Here is a 14582-nt window from a genome sequence, read left to right on the forward strand (position 1 = left end):
TGTCACCCACACGGCTGAATTTCCCGCACCGCAGGCATACGGACCCTGATACGTGTCCGGGTTACCACCAGGCGCCCCTCTTGGGGGTACGCGTGCCAGGTGCGCCACCGGACATGGCTCTCGTCGCGCTGCGCGAGCATCGCGGTGAAGGCGTTCGGGGCCCCGGGGAACGTCCCCGCTAGGCCGTTCGGATGATCGGAGACCAGGGCGAGCAGTTCCTGCGCGCGGCCGGAGAACGAATTGCGCGACAGGGTCTCGACGCGCGCGGCGAATTCGTACTCCCAATCCCCGAGGCGCTTGGACACACCGAGCGGCAGCGGTGTGCTGCTGCCCGGCATACAGGCGACGGTCTCGGAGCAGGCACCGCCCCGCTCTTCGAGAATCACTTGGTGGGAGGCGCCGAGCAGCCTCAACTGGAGCCCGGCACCGGCGAGATCGAGATCCAGGACGGCCAGGGCGGGAACCGGCTCCCGGCCCAACTCCCAGGCCAGATCGGCCGCGCGGGTGTCGGTGTAGGCGGTATTGAGGGTGGTGAGCATGGGTCGGCTCCGCAAACACGCTTGACGGGTGGACCGGGGATGTCCCGGACGGAGAGCTACGGAACTCGTGGAGGAGATCGCCCGCTCGGCGCCATATCAGGTCCGAGGGCTGGAAGCTCTCAAGAGGGAGGGAATCACGAAGTACGCGACGCTCACAGCGTTTTTACCCAACTTGACGGGGTTTCCATCCCCTAGGGGGCCCAGGGGTTCAACTGTTCAACCAATCCCGGCACCACCGCCCCCGCCGGGCCGAACGCAAAAGGTCCCGCGGAGGCGAACCCTCCGCGGGACCTGTCTTTCAGCGACGAACTAGCTGCCCCGTGTCAGCTACCTCCGCCGCATCCCCCGCCACCACCGCCACCGCCGCCCCCGCAGGAGGACCCGCCTCCGCCGCAGGACGAGTGGCTGCCGCCCCCGCACGACGAGTGCCCGCCGCCGGTGCCGCACGACGCCGACCCGCCGGCCGCACCGCCACCGGCGCCCCCGGCCCACCAACTTCCGTCGGACGAACGACGCTTCGAGCCCTTCGAACCCCTCGCACCCTTCTTCGACAGCGACGGCGAAGCCGAGGGCCTCCCCGTACGACGGTTCCGCGCCGCGCTCCGCGCCTTCGCCGCGCTACGAGCCTGCCCCCGCCGCCGCTTGTCCCGGCTGCTCACACTCGACACGACCCCGACCACCGCGACCGCGACCAGAACCACCACCACTCCCATGCCGAACATGGGCCTCACCGTCCTTACTGTTCCCCCGGCTGTTCCCCCGAAGCGAGGCCGCACCACCTCGGGCGGCGGGCCCCGCACTGACGTGCGTGCATCGGTTGTCCCCCGGGCGTCCACCGCCCAAAGCCGACTTGAGCAAGTCCAGAGGTTCGGCGCAGGATGGCCGCCATGACCAAAGAATGGCTCGGCGGCACCACGATCTTCGCGGAGATGTCGGCCCTGGCCGCCCGCACCGGGGCGATCAACCTCGGCCAGGGCTTCCCCGACACCGACGGGCCCGAGGCCGTCAGAGAGGCCGCGGTACGGGCGCTGCGCGACGGCCGCGGCAACCAGTACCCGCCGGGCCCCGGCGTCCCCGAACTGCGCACCGCGGTCGCCGACCACCAGCGGCTGCGGTACGGCCTGACGTACGACCCCGACACCGAGGTCCTGGTCACCGCGGGCGCCACGGAGGCCATCGCCGCCGCCCTGCTCGCGCTGGCCGGCCCCGGCGACGAGGTGATCGCCCTGGAGCCGTACTACGACTCGTACGCCGCCTGCATCGGCATGGCGGGCGCCACCCGCGTCCCGGTCACCCTGCGCCCCCGCGACGGCGCGTACCACCTGGACCTCGACGAACTGCGCGACGCGATCACCGACCGCACCCGAATCCTGCTCCTCAACACCCCGCACAACCCCACGGGCACCGTCCTCAGCCCCGCCGAACTGACCGCCGTCGCCGAACTCGCCGTGGAACGCGATCTGCTGGTCATCACCGACGAGGTCTACGAACACCTGGTCTTCGACGGCGCACACGTACCGATCGCCACCCTGCCCGGCATGCGGGAACGCACCCTGACCATCAGCAGCGGCGGCAAGACCTTCTCGTTCACCGGCTGGAAAGTCGGCTGGGTGACGGGCCCGCCCGCCCTGGTCACAGCGGTGCGCTCGGCGAAGCAGTTCCTGACGTACGTCAGCTCAGGACCCTTCCAGTACGCGATCGCGGAAGCCCTACGCCTCCCCCAGAGCTACTTCGACGACCTCCGCGCCGACCTCCGCACCAAGCGCGACCTGCTCTGCACGGGCCTGGAGGCGGCCGGCTTCGAGGTCTACCGCCCGGCGGGCACCTACTTCGTCACGACGGACATCCGCCCCCTCGGCGAGACCGACGGCTTCGCGTTCTGCCGCGCGCTCCCGGAGCGGTGCGGAGTGGTCGCGGTCCCGAACGCGGTCTTCTACGACCACCGGAAGCAAGGCGCGCCCTTCGTACGCTTCGCGTTCTGCAAACGCCCCGATGTCCTCGAAGAGGCCGTCAGTCGCCTTCGACGCCTGTCGTCCTGACCGCACGGCGAACGGCCCGGCTCAGAGGAGGGCGACCGGCGGCGGGAGCGGGGCGATCTCGCGGTCGAAGAAGTCGGCGTGCTCCTCACCCCGTGCGTAGAGCTGGTCGAAACCGGCCGAGGTCTCCGCGATCAGCTCCGTTTCCGTGAACCGGAATCGTGGTGTCGACGCCTGGGTGCTCCCTACGTAAAGTCGCCCCGAGCCGCCTGGTTCGGAGCTGCTGGAAGACATGAGATCCGGCCGGTGGCAACCGCCTGTCAGAATCCCAGGTAGGTGATCTGGACGATGTAGACATGTTCACTGCGCACGACAATCTGGTACGTGAACATGCCACCGGGAACGGGGAGATTCCCGCCTTTCGGATTGTCTCCCTCATGGCTTCGGCCGTGCACGTACAGTGCCTCCGCCGCCCTGACCAGTTCATCCGCCTTCTCCTCCACTCCGGCCAGGAAGGAGCGCGGTGCGGTGCGGGCCGCTTCTTCTGCCCCGAAGGCGTACTCCCAGGCCCAGCTCAACCGCGTACTGCCGTCATCGCCTCGTCCAGGACCGCGGTCAGTTCCCGCAGCGCCTCCCGGGCGACGCCCGGATCCTCGTGCTCCAGGTCTCTGCTCGCGCGGGCATGGCGAGCGGACAGGTCGGGACAGCGAGCGATCTCGATGTCCCTGGCCCAGGCCAGGACCCAGCTCCGCACCGGGCTGAGCGACTGCCACTCGACGGCCTTGGCGAAGGCCTCGTCCTTCGTCCGCTGCATCTCGGCCAGGCGGCCGGGGGCGACGACGGCGAGCGCGGCACGCAGTGCGTCGGGCGTCTGCTCGGGGCGGGGGGCCAGCTCGTGTCCATGGTCGGCCTGGATGCTCATCGTGTCCTCCTGGGAGCGCACGGGCCAGGGTAGTCGTCCGGGACGGTTGGGGCAGGTTGTCGCCAACATGGGTGTGAAGGTCCTGTTCATGGGCTGGTGGGAGCGCCGAGGCCGGCCGGGCGGCACTCTCCGCAGCGGCCCGGTTCCGGGCCGCGGAAGGCGCGGTCGCAGCGGTCGCAGTTCTGGAGGGGATGCCGGACGGGTTCCAGGGCCGCCGGTGGGCGGAACGGGGGCGGGGGTGGCAACTGGGCGATCAGGCGGTACGCCACCAGAGCGGCCGGGCGGCGCGGGCCCTCGGGCGGCAGGTCGGCGGCCAGGGCGTGGCACACGGCGGCGGGTGGCACGTCGCGCTCCAGCCAGGCGGCGACCCCCGGGGCCAGGTGGGCCGTGTCGCAGGTGGAAAGGAGCAGCCGGGGGTCGAGGGCGCGCAGGTCGGCCAGGACCTCCGTGGCCGCCCGGAGGAGCTCCGGGGAGGAGAAGCCGGGCTGGGGCACGGCGGGCAGAGGCCGCTTCTTCCGGGGCGGCGCGGGCCGCGTGCGCTCGGGGCCCGCGCGCTCGGGGCCCGTCTCGTGCGCCGGAGGGACGGGCCTGGTGGCTCGTACGGGCGCGTTGGCCGTACGGTGCCGGGCCGCCGCAGGCTGGTTGCAGGAGATCGTACGCGTGACGATCCGGCCACCAGGGGTACGTTCACGGACCCGGCGCAGATAGCCGTGGGCCTCAAGTTCCCGTAACCCGGCGGCGATACGAGTGGAGCCCTCCGTGAAACGGTGGGCGAGGGTCTTGATGTCCACGCGGGCCCCGGTGGGCAGCGACTGGATGTGCAGAGCGAGCCCCATGGCGGTCAGCGACAACTCGCGGTGCTGGGCGAGGTGGTTGCCGATCACCGTGAAGTGGGTGGTGTGGCGGGAGTTGTCGTGCTCGACTCCGGCGGGATGAGCCACCGGGGCGGCCGGGGGCCGAACACGGGGACGCGGGTTAGCCCGTGCGGGGCGTTGACCGCCAGCTACGGCTGACGGGGCGTGCGGGGGCACGCTAGTGTTTCGACTATCCATCAGGAAGGTTGCTCTTCCTCGTTGGTCAGGCCCTCGATCGGGATCGCTAGTCCCGGCCGGGGGCCGACGTATGTCTGCGGTGGTGTGTCCGCTCTCGCTGAGCGTAAGGCAGCCGGGGGACACCAAATCCAGCCCAGCCAGGGATGTTCACCCGCCCGAGTGAGTGTGAGCGACGGGTGGGTGGGGTGGGGCTTGGTGGGTTTCTTTCTCCTCACGTTCCTTGGGAAAGAGCACCGGAGTCACCGGAACCCGACGGAACGGGTTCCGGTCGCGTACAGCGCAGCTCCGCCCACACCGTCTTGCGCGGAAAAAGGCCCTCGGTGACTCCCCACCGGTCGGCCAGCACGTCCACGAGCAGCAGGCCACGCCCCGACTCGTCGTCCACGGGTGGCCGTTGGAGTACGGGCAGGCGTTCCCGGCGCGTATCGGCGACCTCGATCCGGAGAACGCCCCCGGCAAGACGCAACGTGAGCCGGAAGTCCCGCCCGGCCACCCGGCCATGACTCGCGGCATTGGCCGCCAGCTCGGCCACGAGGAGCCGCCCCGGGTCCAGCGGGAGCCCCCAGTCCCGGAGTTGACTCTCCGCAAGCAGACGGGCGAGGCGGGCGCCCCGGCGCGTGGAGGAAAGCAGCACGCTGAAGACGGGGACGGGGTGGTCGAGTTGAGCCGTGGTCTCGGCTTTTTCATCGTTCACATCACTCACAGTGTCCGAATCTGCTTACCCTGAGGAGTGACGGAGCGCTTGCGTACGGTCACTGTCCGGCTCTTGTCCGGTGCTGTCCTGACTGTCCGCGCCGTTGTTACGGGTAGGGCGCAGGGCGCCGAGGGACGGCGCGGCAGGACGGAGGAGTACGGATGTCGGTGGACGGCGAGGCGGTACAACCGAGGGACGAGACGGACGAGGCGGACGAGCCGGGGTGGGAGGTGGACCCGGACGACGAGTGGGGCGTGGCCGTCATCACCACGGTGGGGCGGCAGTTGAAGCTCCGACGGGAGGCGGCGGGGATGCGCGCCGGGGAGTTCGGAAAGGCCATCGGGTACGGCGAGGACATGGTGTACAAGATCGAGGGCGGCAAGCGGATCCCCCGCCAGGACTTCCTGAACGCGGCCGACGAGGTGCTGGGAGCGGGTGGGCTCATCGCGGCGACCTGGGAGGACGTCAAGAAGGTCCGGTACCCGAAGAAGGTTCGGGATCTGGGGAAGCTGGAAGCCCAGGCGGTCGAGATCGGCGTGTACGAGTGCAACATCATCGCGGGGCTGTTGCAGACGCCCGAGCACGCACGTGCCGTGATCCAGGCCGCGCAGCCGCCGTACTCCCCGGACGATGTCGAACGCATGGTGGCGGCCCGTCTGGCCCGGCAGTCGGTCTTCGATCGCGACCCGGCTCCGTCAATCCATTTCGTCCTGGAAGAGGCACCGCTGCGCCGACAGGTTGGGGGCACAATGGTGTGGCGAGAGCAGCTCGAACGTCTGCTGGAGGCGGGGCGGTTGCACAACGTCACACTCCAGATGATGCCCACCAACACCGAGGCACACCCTGGGCTGGACGGCAGGATCGATCTGCTGAAGTTCCCGGATGGTACAGCGGTGGGGCGCTCCGACGGCCTGTTCAACGGGCGGCCCGTCTCCGATCCGAAGCACCTCCGCATCCTTGAGCTGCAATATGGCACCATCCGAGCGCAGGCCCTCCCTCCACGGGAGTCGCTGGCCTTCATCGAAAGACTTCTGGGAGAGACATGATGCGCAAGGCCTCCGCCGGGGACGCCTCCGAACTGACGTGGTTCAAGAGCAGCTACAGCGGCGGTACCAATGGCGAGTCCTGCGTCGAGATCGCCACCACCCCCGGCACCGTGCACGTCCGCGACTCCAAGACCATCGAGGGCCCCCACCTGGCACTCGCACCCCGCGCCTGGGCGCACTTTGTGACGTACGCCGTGGAAGCCTGACGCCTCGACGGCACGCGCCCCGGGCATCGCTGGACCAGGCGCGGTCGCATCTTCACCAAGCGGGCCCGAGCGAACCTCACGTTCCACGAGTGCCCTGACGGCATTGAGCGCAGGTCAGTGCCGAGGGGGAACCGAGGTTGCCCGGTGGTTGATGGGTCACCGGAGGGCCGCCCCCTCCCTGGTTCGATGATCGCGGCTCCGGGGTGTGCGTCAAGGGCGCTCCTACGTCGCGTCGGCTGCGCCGATGGCCTCCGGCCACCCTTGACCCACACCCCTGCGCCGCTGGAAAAGGCGTGGGGAGGGGGCGGGGGGAGGGGTCCCCTGGGAAACACGGCTGTTCCTGGGGTCGGTCCCAGGCTTGCGGTCGGCTCGCCCTGCGGGGCACGCGGCAGTGGAGTGGGGCGGTGACGGGCTTCGTCAAGCGGCTCCCCACCGGATAGCGGTTGGGCTTCATGCCCCGCTGGTCACTCGCCGTGGGTGGGGCCGGTGGTGAATGCGGCGTGGAGTGGGGCGACTTGACGGAGCCGGGTGCCTTGATGGAGCCGGGGTGATGGGGTGCCGGGGCGGGATGCGGTGCCGGGGCAGGGCGCGGTCTTGGTGGCCGATAGGGCGCTTCCCCACCCAGAAAGCATGCGTTATGCCCCAGTTTGCCCCGGCTGATTGGAGGGGTTGGCTCCGTTGTTCCGTGACTGCGTGCAGCCAGCGCACCTATGCGGGACTCTCGGCACACACATCCCCATTGCGCACCACCCCCGCCCCACACGTCACATCCGCCCCGACTCCACCCGACCCCTCCCACCCACGGCGGGTGACCAGCGGGGCATGAAGCCCAGCCGTCATCCGGAGGGGAGCCGCTTGACGAAAGCCGGGCCACCCCACTCCACTACCGCGCGCCCCGCAGGGCGAACCGGCCCGCAAGCCTGGAACCGACCCCAGGGACATCGGTGTTTCCCAGGGGACCCCTCCCCCCGCCCCCTCCCCACGCCTTTTCCAGCGGTGGAGGGGTGGGGGTCAAGGGTGGAGCGCAGCGACATCGGCGAAGCCGACGCGACAAAGGAGCGCCCTTGACGCACACCCCGGAGCCGCGATCATCGAACCAGGGAGGGGGCGGGCCACCCGCCATAAGACACACCCGGCCCACCCCGACCGCGCGAAGCGCGCCCTCGGCAGCTCTGCGCCCAGGCGCAAACCCCCTGACCCGCCCCGCACGCCACACCCCAGGCAACGGGGCCGAGCTCGTGGCCCCGGACGCCGATGAGCCCGCCCCCACCTGGGGACGGGCTCATCGGTTCGCCCGCGGCAGAAGAGGACGTGGCTCAGACGTCCTCGGGCTTCTCGTCGCCGGGCTCCAGGCCGAACTGCTCCACGAGCCACTTGTCGAACTCGATCGAGGCGCGCACCCAGCTCACCGTCGACGACACGAAGTGCTCCAGGCTGACCCCCATGCCGATCAGCATCTGGGCCTCGCCGATGAGCCGCACGGTGGGCGGGCCGTCGCCCTCCTCGTGGATGTGGCTGTAGACCTTGGGCCACAGCGTGCGGCGGTTCCAGTCGTCGATCGCGTCGAGGATCTTGGACTTGTCCTCGATGGGGTGCGGCCGGTCGTAGAACGTCCGTACCGAGAAGACCTGCTGGTCCTCCTCGCCACGGAACATGAAGTAGGTGCGGAACTCCTCCCACGGCGCCGCGAGGTCGCCCTCGTCGTCGACGACGTACTTCAGCTCCATCTGTTCCAGGAGCTGCTTGACCAGATCCTGGTCGGGGACGACGGGGCCCGCCGGTCCTTCACCCTGCGGTTGGGGCTGTCCCCCGAAATTCGGAATCGAGGACGGGTCGATGCTCACCGTGTATTTCCCTTCGTACGGTTCCTGCCATCCTCTCCCATCCCGGGCGGTCCCTGGCAAGCCCGGCCCGCGTCCATCCGCTCTGGGCTGACACGGAACGGGCCCCACCGCAACCCGGGGATCTTCCCCTACAGCGCCTTCTCCAGGCGCCCTGGCGCCTCCGCCGCGCCCCTCCCCACCATCAGGCCGTCTCCCACCCGGTCCACCCGGACCGTGTCCCCGTCCGTGATGTCGCCCGCCAGGATCTCCTTCGCGAGCTGGTCGCCGATCGCCGTCTGGACCAGGCGGCGCAGCGGGCGGGCGCCGTAGGCCGGGTCGTTGCCCTCTTCCGCCAGCCAGGTCAGGGCCTCCGGGGTGACCTCCAGGGTGAGGCGGCGTTCCGCGAGGCGTTTGGCGAGGCGGCCGATCTGGAGGCCCGCGATGTGGGCCAGCTCGTCCTGGGACAGGGCGGAGAAGACCACCAGGTCGTCCAGGCGGTTGAGGAATTCCGGCTTGAAGGAGGCCCGTACGGTCTGGAGGACCTGCTCCTTCTTGCGCTCCGGGGTGATGTTCGGGTCGACCAGGTACTGGCTGCCCAGGTTCGACGTCAGGATCAGGATGGTGTTGCGGAAGTCGACCGTCCGCCCCTGGCCGTCGGTGAGGCGGCCGTCGTCCAGGACCTGGAGCAGGATGTCGAAGACCTCGGGGTGCGCCTTCTCGACCTCGTCCAGGAGGACCACGGAGTACGGGCGCCGCCTTACTGCCTCGGTGAGCTGGCCGCCCTCCTCATAGCCGACGTAACCGGGAGGCGCGCCCACCAGGCGGGCCACGGAGTGCTTCTCGCCGTACTCGCTCATGTCGATACGGACCATGGCCCGCTCGTCGTCGAAGAGGAAGTCCGCGAGGGCCTTGGCCAGTTCGGTCTTGCCCACGCCCGTCGGTCCGAGGAAGAGGAACGAGCCGGTGGGCCGGTCCGGGTCGGCGATGCCGGCGCGGGTGCGGCGTACGGCGTCGGAGACGGCCTGGACCGCCTCGCCCTGGCCGATCAGCCGCTTGCCCAGCTCCTGCTCCATACGCAGCAGCTTCTGCGTCTCGCCCTCCAGCAGGCGGCCCGCGGGGATGCCGGTCCAGGAGCCGACGACGTCGGCGATGTCGTCCGGGCCGACCTCCTCCTTGACCATCGTGTCCTTGGCTGCCTCCTGCTCGGCCTCGGCCGCCGCCTCCAACTCCCGCTCCAGGTTGGGGATCTCCCCGTACAGCATCTTGGAGGCGGTGTCGAAGTCGCCGTCGCGCTGCGCGCGCTCGGCCTGGCCGCGCAGGTCGTCGAGACGCTCCTTCAGCTCACCGACCCGGTTCAGGCCCTGCTTCTCCTTCTCCCAGCGGGCGGTGAGGCCGCGCAGCTCCTCCTCGCGGTCGGCGAGGTCGCGGCGCAGCTTCTCCAGGCGTTGCTTGGAGGCGGGGTCGGACTCGTTCTTGAGGGCCAGCTCCTCCATGCGGAGGCGGTCGACGGAGCGCTGGAGCTCGTCGATCTCGACCGGCGAGGAGTCGATCTCCATACGGAGCCGGGACGCGGCCTCGTCGACGAGGTCGATGGCCTTGTCGGGGAGGAAGCGGGAGGTGATGTAGCGGTCGGAGAGGGCGGCGGCGGCCACCAGGGCCGCGTCCGCGATCTGCACCTTGTGGTGGGCCTCGTAACGGCCCTTGAGCCCGCGCAGGATCGCGATGGTGTCCTCGACGCTCGGCTCGGCGACCAGCACCTGCTGGAAGCGGCGCTCCAGGGCGGCGTCCTTCTCGATCCGCTCGCGGTACTCGTCCAGGGTGGTCGCGCCGACCATGCGCAGCTCGCCGCGGGCCAGCATCGGCTTGAGCATGTTGCCCGCGTCCATCGCGGAGTCGCCGCCGGCGCCCGCGCCGACGACGGTGTGGAGCTCGTCGATGAACGTGATGATCTGGCCGTCGCTCTCCTTGATCTCGGAGAGGACGGTCTTGAGGCGCTCCTCGAACTCGCCGCGGTACTTGGCGCCCGCGACCATCGCGCCGAGGTCCAGCGAGACCAGCCGCTTGTTCTTGAGGGACTCCGGCACGTCGCCCTTGACGATGCGCTGCGCGAGCCCCTCGACCACGGCGGTCTTACCGACGCCCGGTTCACCGATCAGCACGGGGTTGTTCTTCGTACGGCGCGACAGCACCTGCACCACGCGCCGGATCTCCTGGTCCCGGCCGATGACCGGGTCGAGCTTGCCGTCGCGGGCCGCCGCGGTGAAATCGGTGCCGAACTTCTCCAGGGCCTTGTACTGGCCCTCCGGGTCGGGTGTGGTCACCCGGCGCCCTCCCCTTGCCTTTTCGAACGCGTCCAGGAGCCGGTCAGCCGCCGCCCCCTGCCGGGCCAGTATCTCCCCCGCCGGGCCGCCCTTGGCGGCGATGCCGATGAGCAGGTGCTCGGTGGAGAGGTAGTCGTCGCCCAGCTCCTTCGCCCGGCGGCCCGCGTCCGCGATGACGGCGAGCAGGTCGCGGTTGGGCTGCGGGGGCGCGACGGTCGACCCGGTGACGCTGGGCTGGGCGGCGAGCAGCCGCTCGGTGGCCGACCGTACGGCCGCCTGGTCGGCCTCGACGGCGGCCAGCAGGTCGGTGACGTTCTCGTTGTCCTGGCCCTCCAGCAGCGCGAGCAGCAGATGCGCGGGGGTCAGATCGGGATGTCCCGCCGCCACCGCCCGGTTGGTGGCGGAGTTGATCGCATCCCGGCTCTTGTTGGTCAGCTCGGCGTCCACGTGGGCCCTCTCCTCCTTGCACGAGTTCTGCGCGGGCTCTTGCGGGATCCCTTACGTGATCCTCACGCGATCCCTTGCGTGATCCCCTATGGGTACGGGAAAACGCCACTCCGGTCTCATCCGGGCCGCCGCATCCCTGACAGCAAGAACCTACGCAAAGTTGAGTCTATTCCACTCAAGGCTGGCTCGGCCGAGTGGCGCCCGGAAAATCGGCCCCCGCCCCCTGATTTTCTCGCGTTCCGGCGCGGGCACCACCGGTACACACCAATGGCCCGGCGCACGGGTGTCCGCGCGCCGGGCCAGGAGCGGTCAGGAAGGGGGCAGGGAGGCCTGCCGGGGCCGCCACCGGGGCCCGGGAAGAATCCGGGAAGAATCCGGGCAGCACAACGGCGCCATCGTGTTTCAGGTCCACGATGGCGCCGTTGTGTGGGGGAAGCGCCTGAACGATTTGAAACGACGGGGGAATCGTTCAGGCACTGCGGGGGGTGGCGAGGGTGGTTTGTGGTGACCCGACGAGCTGGTGGTCACGCTGGTCGAGGTTGACGAAGATCATGTCGTAGCGGATGGCGCAGCGGACCGGGCGTGGAGCCCCGCGCGGCCTGCGGAGGCAGCGGTAGGCACGTACGTCCTCGTCCTCCTCACGCACGACGACGATCGGCTCTCCGAAGAGAGTGACCATCAACGAGTCTCCTCGGTGGGGAATGGCCGTGACCAGATCGATGAAGTGCCACCCCGATCGGTACGCCGTGGCCATCTCACGCCGGAAGACCCGATCGTCCGGCGGGACGGTCATGCCGTGATGCCGGCCGGGGTACTGCCCCACTCGATGTCGCCGGCGTCACCCGAAGCTGCCTTCGGGGCCACCGTCCATGAGATCTCTTCCGTGCTCATCTCCCCGGCGCCCGCGGCCTGGACGACGGTTCCGGCCGGAGTGCTGGTCCAGGAGATCTCCCCCACCGCGGTGGTCTGGCCGGCCGAACCGGCCGGCGCGCTGGTCCAGGAGATCTCCCCGGCAACACCCAGCACACCGTAGGCCAGAGCCGCAGAGAAAGCAGTGGCAACCACCGCGCGAAGCATTCTCTTATACATAGTCGGCTTCGTCCTCACTTGATGGATTCCTCTCCCCCGCCATCTAGACGATGTCTCATTCGGACACGTCAACACCACCGGGACGAGGCATCATGTTCCTGCATGTTCAGGACCCTGAGGGGTGGAGATTTGACCGAAAGCATCACAAAACCGACACATCCCCATGCCGTCACTGATCTATGTGAAGACGGCAGGCGGCTTTACGCCAGCGCACTGCGCTCGGGGCGCCTCGCCCGGAGCGAGATCGTCGCCGCCCCGTGTCTCATGGAGTTCCCACTCCTGCATCCGGACCCGGACGATCCGGACTGGCTGCGACCGGTTCCGCCGTCCGCCGCGCTCTCCCAACGCCTCAACCCCGTCGAGCGGGAGATCCAGGAGCGACGGCACTTCGCGGTGGCGCTCACCGACGCTTTCGAGCCGTTCATGGCCATCGCCTCGCAGGGGCCGCCGAGCGCCCACGCGATCACCGTCCTGGAGGGCAAGGGCCGTATCAACGCGGCGATCGACCTCGCCACGGCCGCGTGCAGGACCGAGGTCCTCACCGTGCAGCCAGGTGGTGTCCGCAGCGCCGACGCGCTCGAACAGGGCCTGGAGCGCGGCCAGCTCGTGGTGGACCGCGGGGTCAGCATCCGCACCCTGTACCAGCACACCGTCCGGCACGGACAGGGCACGCTCGCTTACGCCGAACGGCTCGCCGAAGGAAACGTCGAGATCCGGACGCTGGAGGAGCTGGTCGAGCGACTGATCATCTTCGACCGCACCGTCGCGTACATCCCGGCACGCTCCGACCGGGCGGTCGCCCTGGAACTGCGCCACCCGGCGCTCGTCGACTACCTGGCCCAGGTCTTCGAACAGCTCTGGCGCCGCGCCACGCCCCTCACCGAGCAGGTCTCGTACGAGCCGACACCCGACGGCGTCTCCGGCGTCCAGCGGTCGATCGCGAAACTGCTCATCGAGGGGTACGTGGACGAGGCCATCGCCCGGCGGCTGGGGATGAACGTACGGACCTGCCGTGCCCACATCGCCAAACTCGCCACCACGCTCGGCAGCGGCAGCAGGGCGCAGCTCGGCTATCTGATCGCGCACTCGGGAATCCTCGACCAGGAGCGCTGACCCGGCATTTCGAAACACCTCGACCTATCTCGCTCCGTACCGCCCACAACGAGAACCACCGTGAACACAGAGAGGGAACCCGCCAACTGAATCGGCCCGAATCAGCCCGAATTCCCTGAACCGGACGTCGAACTCCCACCCCTGCACGGCGAGAACTCGGCGATGGTCTCGGTCACTCTCTGTAGAGTGCCGACACGGCCTGCCCGGATCAAGCGAAACGCGACTGCACTGATGCGCACTGCGGAACCGTGCAGCACTGCGGAACCACGCAGGAGGGACATATGACACAACCGGACGCGGTGACACACAGAGAACCGTCGCCCGCTGTGTCGGCGGGGGCGCACACCCTGCTGCGCCGGCTCGTCAGGGGCGAGCAGGTCGGGCGGGCCGAGCCGGGCTGCACCGAACTGATCGCCCTCGGACTGGCGGTGCACGACCCCCACTCCGACCGGTGGGGCGTGGCCGACCTGCACCATGCGGAGCAGACCGCCATGGCCGAGGAGCGCGCCGGCATCGCCCGCCACCTCCAGCGCATGCACCAGCTCGACGAGCTGTACCGCGACATCCGCACACACGAATCGCCCACCGGTAACGGAATCGAGTTTCTCGACCGGGTCGAACACGTCAATGCCGCCATCATGCAGGCGGCGGATTACGCGCAATCCCACATGTATACGGCGCATCCGGTGAACAGAACCGCGAAAGGACTGGCCGCGGTCGTCCCCCGCGAGATCAAACTCCTCCAGCGCGGGATCGCACGCCGCACGATCTATTCGGAGCCCGCCCGCACCCGTGCCGCGGAACAGGAGTGGGCCACCACCATGAGCGCGCACGGCGCGGAGATACGTACCCTCGCCTCCGATTTCGAGCGAATGATCCTCGTGGACAGAAGATTCGCCATCATTTCCGACCACCGGGACGAGCCGAACAGAATGACCGCGTTCAAGGTGACGCACCCCGGCATGGTGGCTTTCCTCCACCACCTCTTCGACCAGCAGTGGGAGCGGGCCGAGCCCTGGATGGGCGGCCGGTTCCTGCCGAGGGAGGGGATCGTCACGACGGGCCGCTCCCGGCGCATCCTCAACAAGCTCCGCGAGGGCCGCACCCTCAAGCAGATCGCCAGCGAGCTGGATGTGAGCCTGCGGACCGTCAACACCGACCTGAACAAGCTGTACGAGGTCGTCGGCGTGGACACGCTGTTCTCGCTCGGGGTGTGGTGGGGGTCCGAGGCCGCCGCCGAGGAACGCAAACTGGGCTGACCGCGACCGCGAAACCGGGCCGACCGCGCCCGCACACGACGGAACGCCCGGCGGGAGATCCCGGCCGGGCGTCGTGTGGCGGTGAGAGACGTCAG

At 69.4% G+C, this 14582-nt stretch carries 15 protein-coding genes; 5 read left to right on the forward strand and 10 right to left on the reverse strand.

All coding sequences use genetic code 11. The annotated features are described in order from the left end of the window. Nucleotides 1-2: 2 nt before the first annotated feature. Entirely contained in the window at nucleotides 3-539 is a 537-nt protein-coding gene (locus ACIBJC_RS28505; protein ID WP_399297231.1) for a DUF2617 family protein, read from the reverse strand. 887 nt (nucleotides 540-1426) lie between these two features. On the opposite strand from ACIBJC_RS28505, the gene ACIBJC_RS28510 reads away from it, so the two are divergent. After that, nucleotides 1427-2578, forward strand: coding sequence for a pyridoxal phosphate-dependent aminotransferase (locus ACIBJC_RS28510; RefSeq protein ID WP_399297233.1), 1152 nt, complete (start codon nucleotides 1427-1429; stop codon nucleotides 2576-2578). 21 nt (nucleotides 2579-2599) lie between these two features. Here ACIBJC_RS28510 and ACIBJC_RS28515 read toward each other — a convergent pair whose 3' ends face one another. The 5 genes from ACIBJC_RS28515 to ACIBJC_RS28535 all read right to left on the reverse strand — a co-directional run bounded on the left by ACIBJC_RS28515 (nucleotide 2600) and on the right by ACIBJC_RS28535 (nucleotide 5183). Then, nucleotides 2600-2809 carry a hypothetical protein gene (locus ACIBJC_RS28515; protein ID WP_399297235.1) on the reverse strand — a complete coding sequence of 70 codons (210 nt, stop codon included), beginning with the start codon at nucleotides 2807-2809 and terminating at the stop codon, nucleotides 2600-2602. Between the two features lie 26 nt (nucleotides 2810-2835). After that, nucleotides 2836-3093 (reverse strand): hypothetical protein, encoded by a 258-nt coding sequence (locus ACIBJC_RS28520; protein WP_329824196.1) that lies wholly within the window; start codon nucleotides 3091-3093, stop codon nucleotides 2836-2838. Further along, nucleotides 3090-3437 carry a hypothetical protein gene (locus ACIBJC_RS28525; protein ID WP_399297237.1) on the reverse strand — a complete coding sequence of 116 codons (348 nt, stop codon included), beginning with the start codon at nucleotides 3435-3437 and terminating at the stop codon, nucleotides 3090-3092. The genes ACIBJC_RS28520 and ACIBJC_RS28525 overlap by 4 nt, the downstream gene beginning before the upstream one ends. 86 nt (nucleotides 3438-3523) lie before the next feature. After that, nucleotides 3524-4489, reverse strand: coding sequence for a helix-turn-helix domain-containing protein (locus ACIBJC_RS28530; RefSeq protein WP_399297239.1), 966 nt, complete (start codon nucleotides 4487-4489; stop codon nucleotides 3524-3526). A gap of 211 nt (nucleotides 4490-4700) precedes the next feature. Then, the gene (locus ACIBJC_RS28535; protein ID WP_399297241.1) at nucleotides 4701-5183 is read right to left on the reverse strand and encodes an ATP-binding protein; all 483 of its coding nucleotides are present in this window, start codon (nucleotides 5181-5183) and stop codon (nucleotides 4701-4703) included. A 161-nt stretch (nucleotides 5184-5344) separates the two neighbouring features. Here ACIBJC_RS28535 and ACIBJC_RS28540 point away from each other — a divergent pair, with 161 nt between their 5' ends. Both ACIBJC_RS28540 and ACIBJC_RS28545 read left to right on the forward strand, forming a co-directional pair. Continuing rightward, entirely contained in the window at nucleotides 5345-6229 is an 885-nt protein-coding gene (locus ACIBJC_RS28540; protein ID WP_399297243.1) for a helix-turn-helix domain-containing protein, read from the forward strand. Continuing rightward, entirely contained in the window at nucleotides 6226-6435 is a 210-nt protein-coding gene (locus ACIBJC_RS28545; RefSeq protein ID WP_399297245.1) for a DUF397 domain-containing protein, read from the forward strand. Before ACIBJC_RS28540 ends, ACIBJC_RS28545 begins: the two co-directional genes overlap by 4 nt. Before the next feature lie 1316 nt (nucleotides 6436-7751). On the opposite strand, the gene ACIBJC_RS28550 is transcribed toward ACIBJC_RS28545, so the two are convergent. The 4 genes from ACIBJC_RS28550 to ACIBJC_RS28565 form a co-directional block, all read right to left on the reverse strand. Further along, nucleotides 7752-8279, reverse strand: a complete 528-nt coding sequence (locus ACIBJC_RS28550; RefSeq protein WP_329824203.1) for a YbjN domain-containing protein — start codon at nucleotides 8277-8279, stop codon at nucleotides 7752-7754. Between the two features lie 128 nt (nucleotides 8280-8407). After that, on the reverse strand, nucleotides 8408-11026 hold the full coding sequence (gene clpB / locus ACIBJC_RS28555; protein WP_399297247.1) for an ATP-dependent chaperone ClpB: 2619 nt from the start codon (nucleotides 11024-11026) through the stop codon (nucleotides 8408-8410). 469 nt (nucleotides 11027-11495) lie between these two features. Beyond that, complete coding sequence (locus ACIBJC_RS28560) at nucleotides 11496-11819, reverse strand: (2Fe-2S)-binding protein (RefSeq protein ID WP_329824207.1); 324 nt, start codon at nucleotides 11817-11819, stop codon at nucleotides 11496-11498. Then, nucleotides 11816-12091 (reverse strand): hypothetical protein, encoded by a 276-nt coding sequence (locus tag ACIBJC_RS28565; RefSeq protein ID WP_399297249.1) that lies wholly within the window; start codon nucleotides 12089-12091, stop codon nucleotides 11816-11818. Before ACIBJC_RS28565 ends, ACIBJC_RS28560 begins: the two co-directional genes overlap by 4 nt. Nucleotides 12092-12217: 126 nt before the next feature. On the opposite strand from ACIBJC_RS28565, the gene ACIBJC_RS28570 reads away from it, so the two are divergent. Further along, the gene (locus tag ACIBJC_RS28570; RefSeq protein ID WP_399297251.1) at nucleotides 12218-13228 is read left to right on the forward strand and encodes a helix-turn-helix transcriptional regulator; all 1011 of its coding nucleotides are present in this window, start codon (nucleotides 12218-12220) and stop codon (nucleotides 13226-13228) included. Nucleotides 13229-13509: 281 nt separating this feature from the next. Then, on the forward strand, nucleotides 13510-14487 hold the full coding sequence (locus tag ACIBJC_RS28575; RefSeq protein WP_399297253.1) for a LuxR C-terminal-related transcriptional regulator: 978 nt from the start codon (nucleotides 13510-13512) through the stop codon (nucleotides 14485-14487). Nucleotides 14488-14582: the final 95 nt, after the last annotated feature.

Source organism: Streptomyces sp. NPDC050509 (assembly GCF_044457965.1).
In the GTDB taxonomy this organism is placed as follows: Bacteria; Actinomycetota; Actinomycetes; order Streptomycetales; family Streptomycetaceae; genus Streptomyces.

Bases quoted from the DNA above. Each gene is read 5' to 3' on its own strand.
- ACIBJC_RS28505 (WP_399297231.1), bottom strand. From the start codon at position 539: ATGCTCACCACCCTCAATACCGCCTACACCGACACCCGCGCGGCCGAT.
- ACIBJC_RS28510 (WP_399297233.1), top strand. From the start codon at position 1,427: ATGACCAAAGAATGGCTCGGCGGCACCACGATCTTCGCGGAGATGTCG.
- ACIBJC_RS28515 (WP_399297235.1), bottom strand. From the start codon at position 2,809: ATGTCTTCCAGCAGCTCCGAACCAGGCGGCTCGGGGCGACTTTACGTA.
- ACIBJC_RS28525 (WP_399297237.1), bottom strand. From the start codon at position 3,437: ATGAGCATCCAGGCCGACCATGGACACGAGCTGGCCCCCCGCCCCGAG.
- ACIBJC_RS28530 (WP_399297239.1), bottom strand. From the start codon at position 4,489: ATGGATAGTCGAAACACTAGCGTGCCCCCGCACGCCCCGTCAGCCGTA.
- ACIBJC_RS28540 (WP_399297243.1), top strand. From the start codon at position 5,345: ATGTCGGTGGACGGCGAGGCGGTACAACCGAGGGACGAGACGGACGAG.
- ACIBJC_RS28545 (WP_399297245.1), top strand. From the start codon at position 6,226: ATGATGCGCAAGGCCTCCGCCGGGGACGCCTCCGAACTGACGTGGTTC.
- ACIBJC_RS28560 (WP_329824207.1), bottom strand. From the start codon at position 11,819: ATGACCGTCCCGCCGGACGATCGGGTCTTCCGGCGTGAGATGGCCACG.
- ACIBJC_RS28570 (WP_399297251.1), top strand. From the start codon at position 12,218: ATGTTCAGGACCCTGAGGGGTGGAGATTTGACCGAAAGCATCACAAAA.
- ACIBJC_RS28575 (WP_399297253.1), top strand. From the start codon at position 13,510: ATGACACAACCGGACGCGGTGACACACAGAGAACCGTCGCCCGCTGTG.